This is a genomic window from Secundilactobacillus muriivasis (genome assembly GCF_054785195.1).
Window position 1 is genome coordinate 17,969 of record NZ_BAABMI010000029.1, and the last position, 19,455, is coordinate 37,423.

16 protein-coding genes and 2 pseudogenes are annotated in these 19,455 nt (G+C 45.0%); 10 read left to right on the plus strand and 8 right to left on the minus strand.

What is annotated here, in order from left to right:
- Window positions 1–135 carry a hypothetical protein gene (locus tag ACYVR3_RS07780; protein WP_461243781.1) on the plus strand — a complete coding sequence of 45 codons (135 nt, stop codon included), beginning with the start codon at window positions 1–3 and terminating at the stop codon, window positions 133–135.
- A gap of 60 nt (window positions 136–195) precedes the next feature.
- On the opposite strand, the gene ACYVR3_RS07785 is transcribed toward ACYVR3_RS07780, so the two are convergent.
- From ACYVR3_RS07785 to ACYVR3_RS07800, 4 genes are all read right to left on the minus strand, one after another.
- Window positions 196–648, minus strand: coding sequence for a hypothetical protein (locus ACYVR3_RS07785; protein ID WP_461243782.1), 453 nt, complete (start codon window positions 646–648; stop codon window positions 196–198).
- A gap of 298 nt (window positions 649–946) precedes the next feature.
- On the minus strand, window positions 947–1,201 hold the full coding sequence (locus tag ACYVR3_RS07790; RefSeq protein ID WP_461243783.1) for a hypothetical protein: 255 nt from the start codon (window positions 1,199–1,201) through the stop codon (window positions 947–949).
- A gap of 134 nt (window positions 1,202–1,335) precedes the next feature.
- Window positions 1,336–4,497 carry a mucin-binding protein gene (locus ACYVR3_RS07795; RefSeq protein ID WP_461243784.1) on the minus strand — a complete coding sequence of 1,054 codons (3,162 nt, stop codon included), beginning with the start codon at window positions 4,495–4,497 and terminating at the stop codon, window positions 1,336–1,338.
- 306 nt (window positions 4,498–4,803) lie between these two features.
- Window positions 4,804–5,682 (minus strand): LysR family transcriptional regulator, encoded by an 879-nt coding sequence (locus tag ACYVR3_RS07800; protein ID WP_461243785.1) that lies wholly within the window; start codon window positions 5,680–5,682, stop codon window positions 4,804–4,806.
- A gap of 128 nt (window positions 5,683–5,810) precedes the next feature.
- Between ACYVR3_RS07800 and ACYVR3_RS07805 the strand changes: the two are divergent.
- Window positions 5,811–6,686 (plus strand): annotated as a pseudogene (locus ACYVR3_RS07805) (aldo/keto reductase).
- Between the two features lie 2 nt (window positions 6,687–6,688).
- Window positions 6,689–7,552, plus strand: coding sequence for an aldo/keto reductase (locus ACYVR3_RS07810; RefSeq protein WP_461243786.1), 864 nt, complete (start codon window positions 6,689–6,691; stop codon window positions 7,550–7,552).
- 77 nt (window positions 7,553–7,629) lie between these two features.
- Here the strand turns inward: ACYVR3_RS07810 and ACYVR3_RS07815 are convergent, their stop codons facing one another.
- Complete coding sequence (locus ACYVR3_RS07815) at window positions 7,630–9,108, minus strand: hypothetical protein (RefSeq protein ID WP_461243787.1); 1,479 nt, start codon at window positions 9,106–9,108, stop codon at window positions 7,630–7,632.
- 279 nt (window positions 9,109–9,387) lie between these two features.
- Between ACYVR3_RS07815 and ACYVR3_RS07820 the strand changes: the two genes are divergently transcribed.
- Both ACYVR3_RS07820 and ACYVR3_RS07825 read left to right on the plus strand, forming a co-directional pair.
- The gene (locus ACYVR3_RS07820; RefSeq protein ID WP_461243788.1) at window positions 9,388–9,804 is read left to right on the plus strand and encodes a DUF5839 family protein; all 417 of its coding nucleotides are present in this window, start codon (window positions 9,388–9,390) and stop codon (window positions 9,802–9,804) included.
- A gap of 79 nt (window positions 9,805–9,883) precedes the next feature.
- Window positions 9,884–10,786, plus strand: a complete 903-nt coding sequence (locus ACYVR3_RS07825) for a 3-hydroxyacyl-CoA dehydrogenase (RefSeq protein WP_461243789.1) — start codon at window positions 9,884–9,886, stop codon at window positions 10,784–10,786.
- Window positions 10,787–10,954: 168 nt separating this feature from the next.
- Here ACYVR3_RS07825 and ACYVR3_RS07830 read toward each other — a convergent pair whose 3' ends face one another.
- Complete coding sequence (locus ACYVR3_RS07830) at window positions 10,955–12,091, minus strand: alpha/beta hydrolase (protein WP_461243790.1); 1,137 nt, start codon at window positions 12,089–12,091, stop codon at window positions 10,955–10,957.
- Window positions 12,092–12,231: 140 nt separating this feature from the next.
- Between ACYVR3_RS07830 and ACYVR3_RS07835 the strand changes: the two genes are divergently transcribed.
- A complete protein-coding gene (locus tag ACYVR3_RS07835) occupies window positions 12,232–12,873 on the plus strand; it encodes a TetR/AcrR family transcriptional regulator (protein WP_461243791.1) in 642 nt (213 codons plus the stop codon).
- A gap of 253 nt (window positions 12,874–13,126) precedes the next feature.
- Here the strand turns inward: ACYVR3_RS07835 and xerS are convergent, their stop codons facing one another.
- Window positions 13,127–14,212: a tyrosine recombinase XerS gene (gene xerS / locus ACYVR3_RS07840; protein WP_461243792.1), complete on the minus strand. Its 1,086-nt coding sequence runs from the start codon at window positions 14,210–14,212 to the stop codon at window positions 13,127–13,129.
- Between the two features lie 297 nt (window positions 14,213–14,509).
- Here xerS and ACYVR3_RS07845 point away from each other — a divergent pair.
- The 4 genes and pseudogenes from ACYVR3_RS07845 (at window position 14,510) to ACYVR3_RS07860 (ending at window position 19,084) form a co-directional block, all read left to right on the plus strand.
- Window positions 14,510–15,337, plus strand: a pseudogene (locus ACYVR3_RS07845) (alpha/beta hydrolase).
- A 67-nt stretch (window positions 15,338–15,404) separates the two neighbouring features.
- Complete coding sequence (locus ACYVR3_RS07850) at window positions 15,405–16,106, plus strand: response regulator transcription factor (RefSeq protein ID WP_156301631.1); 702 nt, start codon at window positions 15,405–15,407, stop codon at window positions 16,104–16,106.
- The gene (locus tag ACYVR3_RS07855) at window positions 16,096–17,481 is read left to right on the plus strand and encodes a HAMP domain-containing sensor histidine kinase (protein WP_461243793.1); all 1,386 of its coding nucleotides are present in this window, start codon (window positions 16,096–16,098) and stop codon (window positions 17,479–17,481) included. The genes ACYVR3_RS07850 and ACYVR3_RS07855 overlap by 11 nt, the downstream gene beginning before the upstream one ends.
- 184 nt (window positions 17,482–17,665) lie before the next feature.
- Window positions 17,666–19,084: an MFS transporter gene (locus ACYVR3_RS07860; RefSeq protein ID WP_461243794.1), complete on the plus strand. Its 1,419-nt coding sequence runs from the start codon at window positions 17,666–17,668 to the stop codon at window positions 19,082–19,084.
- Window positions 19,085–19,225: 141 nt separating this feature from the next.
- On the opposite strand, the gene ACYVR3_RS07865 is transcribed toward ACYVR3_RS07860, so the two are convergent.
- The coding region (locus tag ACYVR3_RS07865; protein WP_461243795.1) for a hypothetical protein at window positions 19,226–19,455 on the minus strand (230 nt) is incomplete at its 5' end.

Sequence of the window (19,455 nt, forward strand, 5' to 3'; positions counted from 1 at the left end):
ATGAAGACAGGGGGGATGCGAGGTGATGTCGGTAAAGTGAAATATGGGACGATAAAAGTTGTTAATGAAACGTTAGCAATAAAATGTTACTTTAACTTACAAATTAAAAAAAAGAACCCAAATCAAACCACTTAAAATAGTGGGTGCATAATTCCAAAAAGACCCTAGCAAACTTAGCTAAGGTCTTATCATTAACTACCGTTTAAAAATTGTTGCACCATAATCCTCATTACTAGTATAATTCCCACGTAATTGAGCAAAGTGCTTTGGAATTAAATCAAATTGATGCGCATTTTTAATATGAATTTTCACCAGCTCATACTTTGTTTTAGTGTAATACTTTCGGCCATAATAATTCCATTTACTCGTATGTTTTAAATTTTTAAACTGCCAGCGAACCGTTACCATCGTTAATCTAGTACTATTAGCATGCGCATATCCCAGCGTTTTAAACGTCAATGTATTTCCCTTAAAGGTGGTTCGATCGTGAAAACCACCTTCAGTTCCTGACGTGGTTCTGTACCAAACGTGATGGCGAATTCCGGCAGGTAAGTAGGTCGTTTTGGCCTGCACCTGATGGGTAAGACCTATACTACCAATTGAAAAGGCTGCGATTCCCGCTGCAAGACCAATTACTAGTTGTTTCATAAATTATCCCCCTAAACTAGGCAAATTAATAAGCAGAAGTTAAAAACGATTGCACAAGTGTCAATCACTTTAAAATTATAATAACATTAAACAACAAAGCGAAGCGAGTCAATTTAATTCTTAGCTAATCAGCTAAAGGGAAAAACAGCGAAAAGGGGCGGTGTCACGAAACTTCACTTGCCTGTTTAAGAATTCTTAATTACGCTAATAAAATATAAAACGCACCCAGCGATTGCAAAATTGGGTGCGTTTTATATTTTATTCGTGTCCATTATTAATAGCAGTAATCAAAATCAATTCATTCGATCAATGCTTGAAAAACATCTTTTCCATCACGCGCTGCCAAAATCAGCTTCGCCAATCCAGCGTTCGTCAATGGTCGGCCAAGCTGCTTAACAAGCCGCAACTCATCACGGACGTTTAACGGATCTAGCAATTGATTATAAGCTTTCACCGCCAACGCAAATTCGCGCGTATCTCGAGAAAACTGTTCCATTTCCTGACTGTACTGATTAAGTTGCTTTAGCAATTGCGATTCCGTTAATTGATCCATGATGACCGCCTCGATTCGGGTATTTGTATTTATCATAGCATGCAATTCGACTGAGCCGAGACATTTAGGCTTACCATTTTTTCTGAAATACGAAAAAGGCCATCCATTTACGGATGACCTTTATTAAACTCATTTTATTCGTGACGCTTGAACTTACCAAAACCTAGACCTGCTAGTCCGAGGAGAACCAAGCCAAGTAATGAAGCCGGTGTCTTCGCCGTTTCATCGGTTTGTGGTAACTTGGCTGCCTCGTTTGGTGCAGTTGTTGTGGTTGAGGAAACCGGTGCTTCTGCCGAAATCGTTGCTGGCGCTTGCGCTGCTGCAGCATCGGTCGTTACGGTTTGACGACCAGTAGTCGTTTGAGATGTAACAGTTTGCGTTTCAGCGAACGTCTTAGAAGTTGAACCAGTTTGCGTTTCAGGCTCGTCAGTGTTTGGTACCACGGTTTCACTCGTTGAATCGGGAACTACTGGATTGGTAGTTTCAGAATCAGTACCGGTAGTAGGGGTCGTTTCAGTTGTTGAATCAACATTCCCATTATCGGAAGGGGGCGTTCCAGTTGAACCGTTATCCGTTGGCGTGGCTGGAATTGCGGTGTAAACAACGTTATCTTCCGTTGTAATCGTGCCATCTGGATTAACCGTTGCCGTAATCGTGTCCTTATCAGCCGTGTATCCTGGTAATTCTGGCACATTCAAGGTCAGCGTGTCACCAGTTTTACCACTGGCATCTTTAATCGTCTGTGGTTGTGATTGACCATCAACCGTTGCAGGAACGGTAACATCGGCAGTTACCGAATTAGCGGTGTAAATCAAATTATCCTTGGTCGTAATGGTACCGTCTGGGTTCACCGTTGCCGTAAACGTTGCCTTATCCGGTGTAAATCCATCAATAGTAGGGGCGTTTAAAGTTAATGTATCGCCAACCTTACCCGTCACATTATCAATCGTCTGTGGCGCATCATTACCGGCGACCGTTGCTGGAATCGTCACGTTAGCTGTTACATCGTTGCCCGTGTAAACAACGTTATCGGTCGTGGTAATCGTGCCGTCCGAGTTTACCGTTGCCGTCACGGTCGTCTTATCAGGCGTGTAGCCTTTGATTGTTGGTACCGTAATGGTCAGCGTATCACCAGTTTTACCAGTGACGCCAGTTACCGTTTGCGGTTCACTTTGATCACCAACAGTTGCTGGAATGGTGACATCAGTCGTCACTTCATTTGGCGTGTAAATCACCTTATCAGTAGTTGTAATCGTGCCATCTGGATTAACCATTGCAGTAACGGTACTTTTATCAGGCGTATAACCTTCAACAGCAGGAACGTATAACGTTAATGTATCGCCGGTTTTACCAGTCGCATCCTTAATTGTTTGTGGTGCTGATTCACCAGCAACCGTTGCTGGAACTGTGACGTCAGTTGTGACTTCATTTGGTGAGTAAACTAAATTGTCCTTAGTCGTAATCGTACCATCCGGATTAACCGTTGCCGTGACCGTTGATTTATCAGGCGTATAGCCTACAACAGTAGGGGCATCCAAGGTTAAGCTATCCCCAGTTTTACCGGTAACGTTGGTAACCGTTTGAGGCGCATCTTCACCAGCAACAGTTGCTGGAATGGTGACGTCAGAAGTCGCTTCGTTTGGATTGTAAGTTACGGTATCATTTGTAGTAATTGTGCCATCTAAATTCACAGTAGCTGAAACAGTTGTTTTATCTGGTGTATAGCCTTCAAGCGCTGGCATTGTCAACGTTATGGTTTCGCCAATGTTGCCGGTAACGTCCGTAAAACTCGTTGACTTCGTTGGCTGTTCGGCACCGATAACCGTTGTTGGAACATTAACGTTACTCGTTACGGTATTGCCGGTGTAAGTCACTGTGATGACTTCATCAGCAGGAGTAGTCGCATTATCCACAACCATCGCGATTTTTCCAGCGACACTAGTTTTATCAGCAGTGTAACCTTCAATTTCAGGGGTGTCATGTTCTAAATACGTATCAGCGCCGACAACTGGTTCATACCAAGATGTACCTGTGCCATGGTTGGTGTATGCGTGATAAGTCATTGATTCAGTAATTGAATCTGGTAGTGGTGTCTCACCAAGTAATTCGCTGCCGTCTGCAACTTGATAGTTAATGGTCCGTGTGACCGTGACTTCACCATCATCGGTAACGATGGGCACTAAGTAAACATTATATGCCCAGATATTATTTTCAACATACGTAAGTGGTGTATCCCACGTTGCATCTGTAACTTCTGTAAAATTACCATTTGTTGGCGCAACCAACTTTGATAAAGTATACCCATTACTTGAAAATCCTGCCAATTGAGTAACGTATTTTAAACTCACCGATGAATCGGGCACGCCGTTAATGGATAAACGGCCAACCAGAACACTAATATCGGGATCCATCGAGTGCAGCGTTGAATATACATTAATGTTAATTACACCTGATAACTCAGGATTGACCACATCATCCGCCAACATTTCAATCTTAGGCGTCACCCCTAAAGCCGCGGCCTTGGTTGCTAAAGCCGTCTTCAACGAGGCTAAATCAGCATCACTAATTTCTCCAACAACTTTAGCGGTTGCGGTTGTTTCATCCAAAGTTACGTTTTTAGGTAAAGTGATTGTTGCTGCAGTTTGATCGATATCAGTAGGGGTAGTAACCGAATCAGTTGCTACCTCGTTAGTTGCATCCGCTGTAGCTAAAGTAGTGTCAGCCACTTGAGTATCTCCAGATTTAGAAGTTTCAGAAGAAGAAACCGCAACAGCCGAATCATCACTTTGAACAGCATCGATAGCCACCGTGTCATCCTTGGTTACTGATGATTGTACAGCAGACGTATCATTAGTACTTGCTACCTGAGTATCGTCAGTTTTAGTAGTCGTGTCAGCCGTTTGCGTATTAGTATCAGCGGGCGCAGTTACGCCTGAAGTCGTATTATCCAGCGTTGTAGTACGATCATCATTAACAGCAGCTGAGCCATCAGTCGCCTGAGTGGTCGCATCAGTTACCGAAGCACTAGTATCATTAGTTGTCGTTGCATCACCAGTAGTTACCTGACTCGTATTATCATCACTAACAGTCGACGTAGTAGCTGATGAATCTACCACCGTTGCCGTTACAGCATTATCAACCTGAGTTGTTGCCGCACTTGCTGTTTGATTGGTCAGCGCTAACCCTCCCCAAAGCGCAACGCTTGCTAATGCTGACGTCATCATGAATTTACCGGCCTTAAACATCTTATACCGGTAACTAAGCTTACCCTCACGTGCTAATTGTTTAATTCTCATATTGATCTCCTCCAAGAGATGACGATTGAACCCATCAACCGTATCTAATACTATGCCAGCAAGTAAGGGTACCAGACTCAGTTCATTAAACTAAATAATCCCCAAATATCCCTACTTGTATGAAACATTAATTGGCATTTGTCCATCACTAGTGTAACAAGTTATATTACAAAGTACAACCTTTTTGTAATATAACTCACGATTTTCTTCACAAAAAATTCACATTTACCAGTTTTTCTTCAAATTCAACTCAAAAAACGACTTGATTCGCTAATCAAGTCGTTCATTGGCTTAATATTTAAGTCCTTATGCTGGCCAAGCTGCCCGAAACTGATCAACAATCGGGGTCACTTGAGCGCGATTCGTTCTTAAATAATTCGCGTAAATCGGCATTTTTGCGGCAGCATCCGCAATCGGCAAACAAACACGACTATCAGTTGAGGGTTGATCTGCCAACGACTTTTCTAACTGGCTGACATTAGTACTGAAATAAGGGAAATCCGAATAGCTCGTGATTTCAGCCAGTGCATCCCGTTGTGCCTGATAAAAGAATTTTGCATCGGGAATGTTTTGCTGGATGACCGCTCGCCAAGGACCAATGTCACTTAAAACGACAAAGCTCAGACCTTTCAGTTCGGCAAAGGTAATTGTCGCCTGATTGGCCTGAAACATAAACTGATTCAAATTGACCGCTAGCCGCTCCGTTCCCAGTAATTGCGATTCGATTTGCACATCAACGAGCGGATGATTGGTAAATAACAACCCATAAGTCGCGGTCAAAACTGCTTGAATCGCTTCAGTTGAATCGGTCAAATTTGCTAAAGGGCGTAATTTCACGTTATTCGAGAGTTCCGGTAACAGATGAGCCATCACAAACAACGGACCTGGGAGGGTCGCACCCACAGTCAAAATTCGTTGACTGGTTTCAAAATTACGGATGCGGTTCACCGCCTGTTGATTGGCCTGTAATAGGGCGGCGGCTTCTTTGGCTGCCAACTTACCAGTTGCCGTTAGCCGAAGTCGATTAGGTTGGCGGTCAAACAAAATGACGCCCAGTTCCGTTTCTAGTTTTTGTAGCCCGCGCGTCACCGTTGGCTGAGTCACGTTCAGCATCGCCGCAGTCTGCGCTAACGTTCCTGTCTGCGCAAAGGTCACGAGTTCTTCTAGCAGATAATTGTCCAGCATTTATAAGTCACCACTTTCTAGTCAAAGTATACGTCACTCGTATACTAGCATGCTTAATTGGTAATTTTCAACCCATCACATTCAGACTATAGTGACACTATCAACTAAACGAAGGATGGTGCGTCATTATGGTTCAAGTTCCAACGATTAAACTCAATAACGGTATTGAAATGCCCCAACTGGGTTTCGGTGTCTTTCAGGTTCCAGACCTGACAGAATGTGAACGGGCCGTCACGAATGCACTCCAAGTCGGTTATCGACTAATTGATACGGCGACCGCATACAGAAACGAAACGGCAGTGGGGCGCGCCATTCAAAAGAGTAGTATTTCGCGAGACGACCTTTTCATCACCTCAAAATTATGGGTCTCTGACTTCACGTATCAACGCGCAAAGCAGGGCATTGACGCTTCACTGACTCGTTTGGGTTTAGATTATCTTGATTTATATCTCTTGCACCAACCCTACGGCGACACAATGGGCGCTTGGCGTGCATTAGAAGAAGCCCAACAGGCCGGCAAAATTCGGGCCATTGGCGTATCAAACTTCTACGCCGATCAACTTAAAAACCTCAAATTAACAATGACCACTCCACCAGCGGTTAATCAAATTGAGGTTAACCCTTGGTATCAGCAATCAACCGAAGTTGCCTTTAATCAATCTGAAGGCGTTCGGGTTGAGGCCTGGGCGCCGTTTGCAGAAGGTAAGCACGAAATTTTTAAGAACCCAACCCTTGCAGAGATTGCTGCCAGCCATTAAAAGACAACTGGGCAGGTCATTTTACGCTGGTTACTTCAACGTGGCATCACTGTGATTCCTAAATCGGTTCACCGAGAACGGATGATTGAAAACATCGCCGTTTTTGATTTTGAACTGACGCCGGATGAGATGACGACCATCACCACTTTAGATCGCCGCGAAAGTCAATTCTTCGATCACCGTGATCCAGTCACGATCGAGCAGATTTTCGGTTCTAGTCTGCGTCAACTCAAGGAGGATAATTAACTATGAGTACAGCACCAACGATTCAACTCAACGACGGTAACCAAATTCCCGCAATCGGCTTTGGCACGTTTCAAATTCCAGCTGATGGATCAACTTATCAAGCCGTCAGTAAAGCCTTAAAAGCGGGGTACCGCCACATTGATACCGCCGTCGCATATTTCAACGAAACCGAAGTTGGCCAAGCCGTTCGAGATAGTGGGATTCCTCGAGATCAACTCTGGATCACCAGCAAACTCTGGCTTCAGGATTATGGCGTAGAACCCGCAACTCGTGCTATTGATCTGTCACTTAAAAAGTTAGGTTTAGATTATATTGACCTATACCTGATTCACCAACCATACGGCGACGTTCCAGGCGCTTGGCAAGCGATGACGACCGCTCAAAAAGCCGGTAAAATTCGCTCGATTGGGGTCTCAAACATGACGCCAAAAATTTGGCAACAATTCGTGCCCGCATTTGACGTTAAACCCGCCGTTAATCAGGTGGAATTCAACTCGTTGTTCCAGCAAACTGAGCTCCGAAACTTGATTGCAACCGATAACGTGAAATTGGAGGCTTGGGCACCCTTGGGACAAGGTAACCAAACTTTGTTGACCAACCCGGTGATTACCAGCTTAGCTACTAAATACAACAAAGATGCTGGCCAAATCATTCTTCGATTTGAAAACCAACTTGGCGTCATTGTACTACCCAAGTCAACTCACCAAGAACGGATTCAAAGCAACCTTGATCTATTTGACTTCACATTAACGGATGCCGAAATGGCTCAGTTAACGGCGTTAGATACCGGTAAGGGGCGCCATGATCCGGATGCACCTGGCGTTCAAGAGATGCTGTCGGCCTATGATGTGCACGCTAACGATTAACTCACTAATTCGGCTCAACTAAAAAAACGAGTCTAAACAGTGCTCCGTGATGGGGCATGTTTAGACTCGTTTTTTAGTTACTCACGCATTGTCCCTTCTGGAAAGCTCAGGTGATACAAGCGGCTAATAATCGTATCCCAAAGGTTCTGGGTAGTCGCTTGTTTAACGTTGAGAATCTTTTTTTGCGCAATTGGGCTCAACTGACTAATCGCGTCCGAGACCAAATGATGCATGCCATCCGGATTAATAATGATCAAGTCAGTTTTAGCATCCGCCAGCACTGATTGTACCCGACCGGTCGGATAATGATCATCATTGAACGCCACGACTCGAGCGCCGTACTGCGTCAGTCGCCTAACCAACGAGGCCTTGGTTGTCCAGTCGATGACTACAATCAACCGATTCTTCAAAACCTGTCTGTACAGCACGCGTTGTTTAATTTGGTCATCATGCAGTGGTACTGATTGCTTCGGTTTAATGCGAAGCGGTTTGTTCTTAGCGAGGAGTTTGGGAAGAATCCGCTGATTGAGTGTCGTATCCTGACCAATTTGAATTTGCTCTTGGTGCGCCAACTGTTCAAGTTCCGTTAACGTGGTCGCATTAATTGCATTTGACTGCTGATAATGGGTAGAAAGCTGCCGAATCAACGGTCGAAGTAGCGTTAATACCTGAGCAATGTTTTCTTGATCAACTAAATCGGTCACCATAACAACGTGCGCTTCTAATGGCAAATACCGTTCAAAATAATCGGCCAAAACTTGCCTGTCCATCTGTCGCAATAACTGGCGACACTGCCACGGTGCCAAGTGATTGTTACGATACAGCAGTTGCAATAAATCGCGATGCCGCTTGTCACGCCGCTGCTGCAATTCTTCGTTGGCTTGAAGAAAGCGGCGTAGGAGTTTCTTATATTGATTTCGTAAATTTCGATAATCGCCATTGAGTGCATCAATGACCATCGTGAGTTCATTGTTGGCTAACACTCGATGTAGGTCTTGGTAGGTGGCATTCAGTTGTTGATACTGTTCCTTTAACCGATTATGGCGATTACCAATTCGGTCACGCTGACTAAGGAGTTGACCATTTTGCTGTTGGACTTCCGTTAGCGCCTGCGTTAACTCATCGATATCGGCTTGATGCTGTTGCTTGGTCACGTAATCAGTTTGAACGCGTAATTGCTGCGCTTTTAGCTGTTGTTCAGCAGTTTGTCGTTCACTTTGTTCACGTTGAGTGGTCTGTTGGGCCCTTACCAATGCTGACTTTAGGCGCCGATTTTCCTGCATCTGATGAGCAAGTTGCGTTTTAAGCGTTTGTTCTTGAGCCGTTGCGCGTTTAAGTGCTTTTTTAAGTTGCCGAACTTGCTTCTTCAAGGCTGCATCCGTTGAAGTTGGCGTAGATTCAACGATTGGCTCAGTTGGGGTTTCCGTTGAATCAGTTATCGACTTTTCTTGTCGTTGTTGAAGCAGGGCCTTAGCGCGTTCCTGTGGGCTAAGCCGAGTTTGCTGGGTTGTTTGAAAATGGCGATTATAGCCGGCAATGACGTTTTTGGTGTTCACAAAGCGGACCTCCAGTCTCTATCGAACATACGTTCTTAAATAGCTAATTTAAGCATACCATGTTCACCTAAAAATACAAGCGAACAGGTTGCCAGCAATTAAATCATGAACAAAAACCAATTTTGTCATTTTATGAAACATTCCATGCTCAATATACCGACTTGTCTTGAAATGAAATCATTTTGCAACACAAATCGGAGGTAAACTCATACAATGTTGACGAAACCAATTACAGCTTAACGCATTCAAAAATTAGTTCACAAATGGAGGGTGAGCAACATGGCAAAACAAATTCCACAAAAATCAAGACGCGTCATCTCTGCGATTCATTTAAATAAGGATGAAGCAGGTGAACTAACCCTAAATTTGACTCATGAATACCAGTGGCGAACCGGCTCACACACCTATTTTGCGAATGGAGAACCTGCCAAAAACGCCGAACCATCAGTTGGCACAATTGCGATTGCCAAGACTTACCACGGGGATAAGCGGGTCATCATCGTTGACTCAGCCTTGGTTACCAAAGAAGATGTTTCCCTTAATAAACTCATTCAGGCCAATCGGTTACGCCGGATTATACAATACACGGATGAAAAATTACCGCCAGCGCTCGTCGATCAACTCAACCAGTATTTAGCTTCTCGAACGCGTTCACCTGAAGCCGAAGTTGCTCAAAATCATCCCGAGCGCGATTAATTGACTTTAACTAATAATCATTCTATTCTAGCTGTGCAATATTGCGAAACTGTCGTCAACCCAGAAAGGGGCCATTTTGATGAAAGCTAACAAAGTTGTTGTTTTAGGCGGTGGCGTTTTAGGAAGCCAAATTGCCTATCAGTCCGCATTTTCAGGTATTGATACTGTTATTTACGACATTAATGATGCCGCTATCGCCGCCGCTCAGCAAAAACTCGATCAGTTTCCGGATCAGTATGTGCATGATTTAGGAGCAACGGCCGAACAATTAGCTGAAACCAAGTCGCGGTTATCATTAACGCTGGACTTAGAATCGGCCATTACCGGTACTGATGTTATCGTTGAAGCCGTTTCGGAACGACTTTCAATCAAAGAGTCGCTTTATAAGAGTTTAAAACCCTACATTGGTGAAGAAACGCTGTTGTTAACCAATACGTCAACGTTACTGCCAAGCCAACTGATTGGGTTTGCGCCTAACCCCGACCGCTTCTTAGCAATGCACTTTGCCAATCAAATTTGGGTGCATAACGTGGCCGAAATCATGTGGGCCCCAACTACGCCACAAACGACGATTGATGATGCGACCGACTTTGCGAAACAGATCAAGATGCTGCCAATCCTCATTCAAAAGGAAACGTCTGGTTACGTCATGAATTCGATTTTCTTACCGATGATCAACGCCGCCTTATTCCTATGGGCCGACGACGTTGCTGATCCACAATCGATCGATAAAAACTGGATGGTTAGTATGGGTGTTGACCGGGGACCGTTTGGCTTCCTAGATATCATGGGACTGAACACCGCGATTAATATTGAGAAGGGGTTCCTCGCCAACACCAACGATGAGCGTTATCAACGCATTATCGATAAGCTGCAGATACTAGTTGATGCTGATCAACTGGGCGTTGCGACCGGGCAGGGGTTCTATCACTATCCGGAGCCGGAGTATCAGGCTGCGGCGTTTACTCAGGTAGAAAATTAGTGCTTTTTGCTTAAATCATAGCTAAAAAAAACCACCATTACATCTCCCAATCCTAAAGATGTAATGGTGGTTTTTAAAATGGCTCAAGAAATGAAGGTCAGGTAACTGAGCAGTCGTAATCCATGCGTTCATGAACATGTCATTTTCACTTGAGCTACACGGTTTAAATTAACGACTTAGCATCCGTTTACCCATCCAATCCGCTGCCAAAGCGCTGGCTGTATCATTTTGATCGTTTACGCAATGAGTGTTGCCCGGAAAATCAGCGTAGTATTTATCCGTTGATGAACATAAATCATAAATTCGTTTTGCACCTTCTACCCCCAAAATAGGATCCTCATGGGAATGGATAATCAGCAATGGTACCGTGATGTTATGAAGATCATCGGTAATGTCTTGGGCTGTTGATATTTTTGAGCAAGTCTCTAAGTCATCAACATTGAACTTACGCAAAAAACCATTTAAGTAGAAGTTGTCGTGTCCCGCCCATGGATGCTTAGTTAGGGTATCCGTTTTGTCAGTTCCACCTCGTGAGATTACACCACAAATGTCGTCATTCAATGCGCAAGCAGCCTGAGTTGCCAGGAACCCACCGTAGCTCATACCGTAAAGTGCAACTTTATCACCAACACGATCATCAGCACGAACATAATCAATGACATTTTTGACAGCGGTTACATAATTATCAACACCTAAATACATCTGTTTAAAGTATAACGAAACCCCTTGACCTGGTCCATCAAAGATAATGAAGGGGATACCTCTATCATAAAAATAATGTGCAATAAAGTAGTTTTCTTCTTTAAATCCGGTTGCCCCAGGAATGAATACTAAGACAGGCGTATCTGGTTTGCAATCGTCAGGAATACCATAGTAAGCTTCCATCGTTTTATCCTCAAATGGAATATCAATTACTGAAACATTATCCGGGCCAAGTTTCAGATATTTTTGAAATGATGATACCAATTTATGATACACCGTTAATTTTTCATCAGTAATACCTGGTAATCCATAGTCAGCAACTCGATAACAGGCACTCGCTCTCAAATAAAAATTAGCAGCAGTGACCAAATTATCATCCTGCTCCATTTGTTTAGCATAATTGAGCCGTCGATCACCAATTTCGGTGGCAACATCAACAAAGTCCTCTCGTTTACTTTCAGGCGTCAACTCAAAAGTCGATCCCACACAGGTGCAATCACATTCGGTACGTTTTGTTAATTCAAGAAAGTCTTCAATATCCATTTTGGAGCTAATCATGCGTCCTGGATTTTGCGCAGCAGGTCGTACTCTAATTGTTGTCATAATATTAACCTCAAATCAAAATATTTTTAGTACACCGTACGGTAGTTTTATAGTACACCGTACTAAAAATATCGTCAAGCATCTTTTTTGGTGTTTAACGTTATCAATATTTGCTAAAATATACTCACGGAGATGATTCTTTGAAAAATACAAAAATAAAAATTAGTAAAAAAGCCTCTGAATTATTTAACGAGAAGGGGTACAACAATGTAACGCTACGTGAAATTGCCGCCGCGGCCGGAACTACAATCGGTAATCTAACGTATTACTTTCCTCAAAAAGATGATTTGTTAGCTTCGCTTCAGGAACAAGCAGAAAATCAGTTTTTATCTGAAGTAGATTTTACTGCTGAGCCAATCGCTGTTTTAACACAATTGCTTCAATCATTTTTTGAAGCGGAACAAAACGAAATTGATAACCCATATTACTACGAAAACATTCCCGAATTTTACCAAGACTCCAAAAAAGCACGTGACAATATAGAACGTTTTAGAGCCCGTTTGCTGTTGCAATACAATCAAATATTCGATTTTTTAAAAAATAACGATATTCTCAACTCCGAATACTCAACAGATGCTTATCAAAATCTAGCCTACCTATGTGTCTTTTTACCTACTTTTTGGGTATCAAAAGCCGCACCATTTCATGCAACAGATTTTCCTAAAATTCCAATTACAAAATCAGTGTATGAGTTACTCAAACCATATGTAACGAAAGATTACCGACATATCTATACTGAAATATACATGCGCTTGTCACAAGTCAAACCGAATCAATTTTAAACAGATATAAAACACTACTAGGTACTTCGGTTAAAAACTTTCAATAACCGTTACCCGTTTTATCTAATTGAAAAAAATTCAAAGCGTCACTAAAAACAACCATTGGTTCATCGATGGTTGTTTTTAGTGACGCTTTTCAGATTAATTTTATAAAAGTAGCGTGAGAAAACACATCAGTGGTTCGTGAGCTTTACCCCGAAGTAATAATGCCACTGAAGTTAACAGCTACATAAAACAATGGACCTTGTTTATATTAGTTATCATGCAACCGATTCAACGCATCCCGCTGCTTCGTATCCACCACGTGGGTGTACAACCCGGTCGCGCTAGTCGAGCTTTGGCCTAATTGAGTGGCCACAAGGTGCTCATTCTTCGTTTCAAGGTAGAGCTTCGAGGCTAACGTGTGCCGCAGTTTGTGTGGCGTGATTCGCACGTGGTTGAAGGCTTGTGAGTATTTGGCGACCAACAACTCCACCGTTGCGGTTGTGATGCGGCGAGGGGTTTCCGTGCCCTTAGTTAAAAAGAGGGCTGGCGTTTGAGTCGTTGCCTGATACCGGATTTGGCGGATATCCAGATATGGCTGAACGTAGGGGAGCACCCATTTAGCGATGGGCACTGAATCCCACTTACCACCTTTTCGCCGAACGGAAACCGTGGCCGCTTTGACGCTAAGGTGCTTCACATCCATATTCGTCAATTCGGATACCCGGATGCCAGTTCCCAGCATCAACGCGTTAATGGCAACGTCGCGTTCGCGATCCCGCTGATAATAACGTTGCTTACGCTCGTTATCTAAGGTCTCACCATAACCGGATTGAATGTAGTTGAGATAGTCAACATCCGTGTGACCCATCATCAACTGATCCTTGATGTGCCGCGCCCGAGTCGCATAGGTTTCACTATCCTGCACCAAGGCAATTTTCTTCATGACATTCCGGTAAAAGTAGGGCTCGCCCTCGGCATTTTCCGATTCTTCGGTCAAATACCGAAAGAGGGCCGATAACGCGTTCAGCGAACGGTTAACCGTTCGCCGAGATAACGCGCCTTCCGGATGAGCAGCAGTTTGCTTCCCACGATTTAATAGGTAGGATTTGTATAATTCCATATCCTGCTTCTTAAACGTGGCCAACTCCTCAAGCGTGACTTGAGCAGGCGTCGATGCCTGACTAATGCCAGTATCGATCATCCAAGCAAAGAACCGGTGAAACTCGTTTAAATACTGATACAACGTCGCCGGCGACAGCGGCACGGTTGACTTCGTTAAATAGTAGTCACCAACGTAATCGGGCAACTTTGCTACCAGGGCGTCGTTGTGCTTCACATAGCTGGCCTGATCCATGTTGCCACCTCCAAAAATGGTTTGTTAACCGAACTTGAGTTCACCTTTTATTATAGCATATTCAGTCAGTCAGCACGGTTGCTAAACCGAGCATTGACGCTTGAAGTTAGCGCAAACATATTTTGTCGTTTCATCTTAGTTACCGCTACTAAACTCGCATCCAGCGAAATCCATACTCCAATTCTGAGAATTTCTCATCAACCGCTAACGTCCAGTTGAGTGATGGGAACCGCCAGTTTATCTAAACTGGCGGTAATGAGTATTTAGGGAGGTAACTGTACCGTGAAACGACTGATTATGATTATCGTTGCAATATTAGTACTACTTGGCATCAGCATTAATATCATCGCACCGGCTGCTGAAGCGACGCCCAAGCCGCGGACCACACCGACACTTTATCTTCACGGTTATGGTGGTGGACCCAAATCAATGGCATTTTTAATGAATCAAGCTGTCGATCATGCCCGGGCGCAGTCTGCGTTAGTGGCAACCGTCAGTCCGACGGGTCAGGTTCAACTTCGCGGTGACTAGCGGGCGCACAACCGTCATCCGCTGATTCAAGTGATTTTTACCGATAACCATACTCGCGATGCCAAACAGTTAAGCCGATGGTTACGCAATGTGCTGGTGGCATTACAAGCGCGGTACCAGTTTAAACAATTCAACGTGGTTGCCCATTCGCTGGGTAACAGTGCTGTACTTCAGTACCTACTTCAAAATAGCAACAATCCTAAACTACCGCAGTTAGCCAGATACGTCGCCATTGCCGGCAACTTCGATGGCATTCCCGGTCAACACCGGCACCAACATCCCAACCGAATTTTACCAAGTGGACGACCAACCTGGGAAACACCGGCTTATCAAGCCGCGATGACTCATCGAGACCAACTCCGGCTTCAACACACCCGGATCCTTAATCTTTATGGCAATCTTGCGGATGGAAGTGATTCAGATGGTAAGATTCTCAACGCCAGTTCTCGGTCACTCGGCTACCTCGTTCGAGACCGGGTCGGCAGTTACCACGAACACGTCTTTTATGGCGTCCACGCCCAACACTCACAACTACGACGCAATTCACAAGTTGCCGAGATGACGGACACTTTCTTGTGGCAGTCTCAAAATTAACGAACCCTTAACAAGCTCGTATGATACACTAAGAAAAAGAAATGACGTTAAAAAGGGGATCAGACAATTGAAAGTAACGGTTATGTTAGTTGAAGATGAAGTCGGGTTACGGTCTTACCTGCAGTCCGAGTTAAGCTTTGAAGACTACAACGTGATTGCCGTCCCGGATGGTGAAACTGCTTTAAGTGAATTTGCGGCCCACCCGGATGACATCTCACTCATTATTTTAGACTGGATGTTGCCCGGCATTGATGGGTTGGGCGTTATTCGCAAACTCCGCCGCCACTACGACGTGCCCATCATGATGATGACCGCTCGTGATTACGTTGGTGATAAGGTATCCGGCCTAGATGCCGGCGCCGATGATTACATCACCAAACCCTTTGAAACCGAGGAACTTCTCGCCCGAGTTCGGGTGATTCTCAGACACAATAATCAACGCAATATCACCAATAAAAAATACCGAGTCGGGGACCTCGAACTCGATATCAAAACCCGTCAGGTCCTGTATCAGGGAACCGAAGTACAGTTGACTCAACGCGAGTTCGATCTACTGCTCACGTTCATGCAACATCCAGGAGAAGTTTTGACCCGTGACGACTTACTGGACGATGCTTGGGGCACCAGCTTTGAAGGGCAAGTCAACATTGTGGACGTTTACGTGCGGTATTTACGCAATAAAATCAACCCCCAACTCGATGGCCAGTTGATTGAAACCGTTCGCGGCGTTGGGTATCGGCTAAGGAGTGCTGACGAGCATGAAGCGTAAACTACTCAATACTAGCGCGGCCCGAATCACCAAGGTATACGGGCTACTCCTACTCGGCATCACGTTGATTCTCAGTATCACGATCGTTTCAGTGGTGGGGTATAAACAGTACCGGCTAGAGCGTCAACAAGCGGTTGGCGTTGCCAGAGGACTGAAGCGATCGTTTATCGCCAATCGTAACGATTGGTTTTGGTGGCGCTTAGGTAATTCGACCGATACCCACAACACCTTCGTTCGCATTCAAGTGACGCCCACGAAGAAGAAGGCCTATGCCTTGAAGTCACCGCGAACGAAGCGTTTTTTAACCCAGCAACAAACCGGTAAAACTCACCGGCTCAGTGACAATATCAGTTATTCGTCCAAAGTTGGTCTCTACTACCACGTGAGTGCCACCGATGAGGATCGCGATAATGGCATCACTCACGTCCAATACGACGTCTGGTTGAAGTTGAACGGCGTCATTTACCTCTTATGGCTCCTGATTCGGTTAATTCTACTCATTGTACTTGCGTTCTTCGCACTTGGTATTTGGCTAATCTACCTACTGGCGCGTCAGTTAAACCGGCCACTAGCAGACTTAACCGAAACCACCAAAGCTATTAACCACGATCTCTCCAACCAGTACCAAACGCAACTGCCAGTTCCCGAATCGCCGCAAGAAGTGCACGATCTAAGTCAGGCGTTTAATCAGCTACTGGCATCGTTGAACCAACAGGCAAGGGCGGATCGGGAGTTCGTGTCAAATGCCTCCCATGAGCTCAAGACCCCGATCGCAACGATTCGTGGTCACGTGTCACTGATTAAGCGGCGCGGTAAGGCGCATCCGGAAGTCATTCCCAGTTCCCTTGAGTTCATTGATCAGGAATCAGAACGGATGCAACGATTAGTGCAAAGTTTACTGAAACTGTCCCGCGCCAATCAGCTGACATTAGTGACGGCCCCCGTTAACGTTAGTCAGCTCGTAACGAACACGGTGGATGGCTACGGCGCTTCGCTCTCTCAAGACGTTCTCGTTCACGTTGCGTCTGATATCGTTGCCGAAGTCAATGCTGATAGCGTTGAGCAAATTTTAGTTAGCCTGCTAAACAACGCTCAGAAGTACTCACCGGCCCAATCGACGATCGTCGTTGGATTGACCAGTACGCCACACAGCCTCCAACTCAGTGTGACTGATCAAGGGCGGGGGATTGATGACGACCAAAAAGCACATATCTTTGATCGGTTCTACCGTGCTAAAACGGTGCGGTCAACCGTTGAGGGTAATGGTTTGGGTCTGGCCATTGTGCAACAACTTGTGATCCTGCATCATGGTCAGATTGAAGTCAGCGATAATCATCCGACTGGGACTAAGTTCGTCATTAAACTACCAATTTAGGGGATTGAACATCTCCAAATGCGTTGGATTCTGCAAATTAGAATTCAACGCATTTTTTTGACGTTCTGTGCAACATATTTTACCTACAATTCAGATGCGACCTTGCATTTTCTGAGAATCCTGCTAAACTAGATATTTGTTAGCCTGCTAACATAAATTAATTTCTAAGGAGACGTGTACCTCAATGGCAACAAGTCAACAATCTGAGCAAATTCCAATCAAAGTCATCGGTGCCATCATTGCCACCGGTCTCATGTCGTTTTGTGGCGTCATCATTGAAACCGCAATGAATATTACCTTTCCAACATTAATGCGAGAATTTAACGTTGCCACCAATCTCGTCCAGTGGATGACAACGATTTACCTCCTCGTTGTGGCCGTTATGGTGCCGCTTTCGGCAACTTTAAAACGACGCTTCAAAATGAAACAGCTCTTTTTAACTGCGATCACCCTGTTTATCATCGGGGTCATTTTAGATGGCATTGCGCCCGCATTTTGGGTACTGCTTCTCGGTCGGGCTGTCCAAGGTCTTGGTACCGGGATCGCGCTACCGCTCATGTTCAACATCATTCTTGAACAGGTCCCACTCGCCAAACGGGGGACGATGATGGGGGTCGGCACCTTAATCACCGGGGTTGCGCCCGCTATCGGCCCAACCTTTGGGGGGATCGTTGTGGCAACCTTAGGCTGGCGTTACATCTTTGCGTTTTTAATGCCACTTTTGATTATTGCGTTGCTTTTAGGCATCTTTTGCATTCAACAAAAAGTGCCCACCAGTGCCGCAACCATCGATCAGCTTAGCGTTATCTTCATCATCATTACGTTTGCTGGTTTGATTTTCGGGATCAGTAACCTTGGTAGCCAAGCCTTTTTAAGCTTATCTGTTGGCGGGGCACTACTAATCGGCATTATCGGCCTCGGTTTATTTATCGCGCGAAGCCGTCAACTTAAGCAATCCATCTTAGATTTAAAGCTATTCAGTAACGTTGATTTCAGACGAAACCTCATTTGCTTCTGTCTGATTCAAATGGCTGCACTAGCACTGTCATTCTTACTGCCAAACTATATCCAACTCGTGAACGGGCAAAGTACCTTGATGGCAGGACTGTTAGTCTTACCCGGGGCCGCACTTGGCGCCGTCTTGGCACCAATCAGTGGTCAACTTTACGACCGGCTTGGCGCCAACTTACCACTCCGAGTGGGATCCGCATTGACCGTCATTGGCATGCTGGGACTCTGGTTGTGGGGCCACCACCTCAATGACGTGATGATTATTGGCCTCTACATGTTCTTCATGTTCGGAATGGGGCTCCATTACGGTAACCTGATGACCAATGGCTTGCAGCATTTAAGTGCGAGTCAAAATAGCGATGGCAATGCCATTTATAACACGGCGCAACAATTCATGGCCGCTTTAGGGACCAGCATCTCCGCTGCCATCGTCGCAACGAGCCAGGCCCATGCCGGTAGTCAAGCAACGCTAACTGCCGCTGGTTCCTGGAACGCTTTTGGCCTATTTGCTATCTTGTTGATCATCGAATTTGGGTTGATTATTTGGACAACGACTCGGGAAAAGGCCAATGTAGCAACAACAACGCACTAAGCAATCAGCTACTTCGCACAAAAATAAAGGTTCATTGAATGTCATCTGTCGACATTCAATGAACCTTTATTTTTGTGTTGCCTTCAACCGCCCGTTACCATTGGCCGTCCTTATCACCTCCCGTGGTATGGGTGGGGTGCATCAGCGTGAAAATTCATATACAAATGACTCAAACGGGCGACTTCGATGTTGGTAAACCAGTGGTTCAGGGGCCAGTCGGTAGGCAATCGTCTTCGACAAGAGGAGGCCCTGTGTCCGATCAAGCTGGTTGGTCACGCGAATTTGGTAGTGGCCAACTGGAATCGTATGTGGATACACAAGTGCGCGTTGGGTTCGCAGTAAGTGATAACGTTGATGCGTTTTTTCGTTTA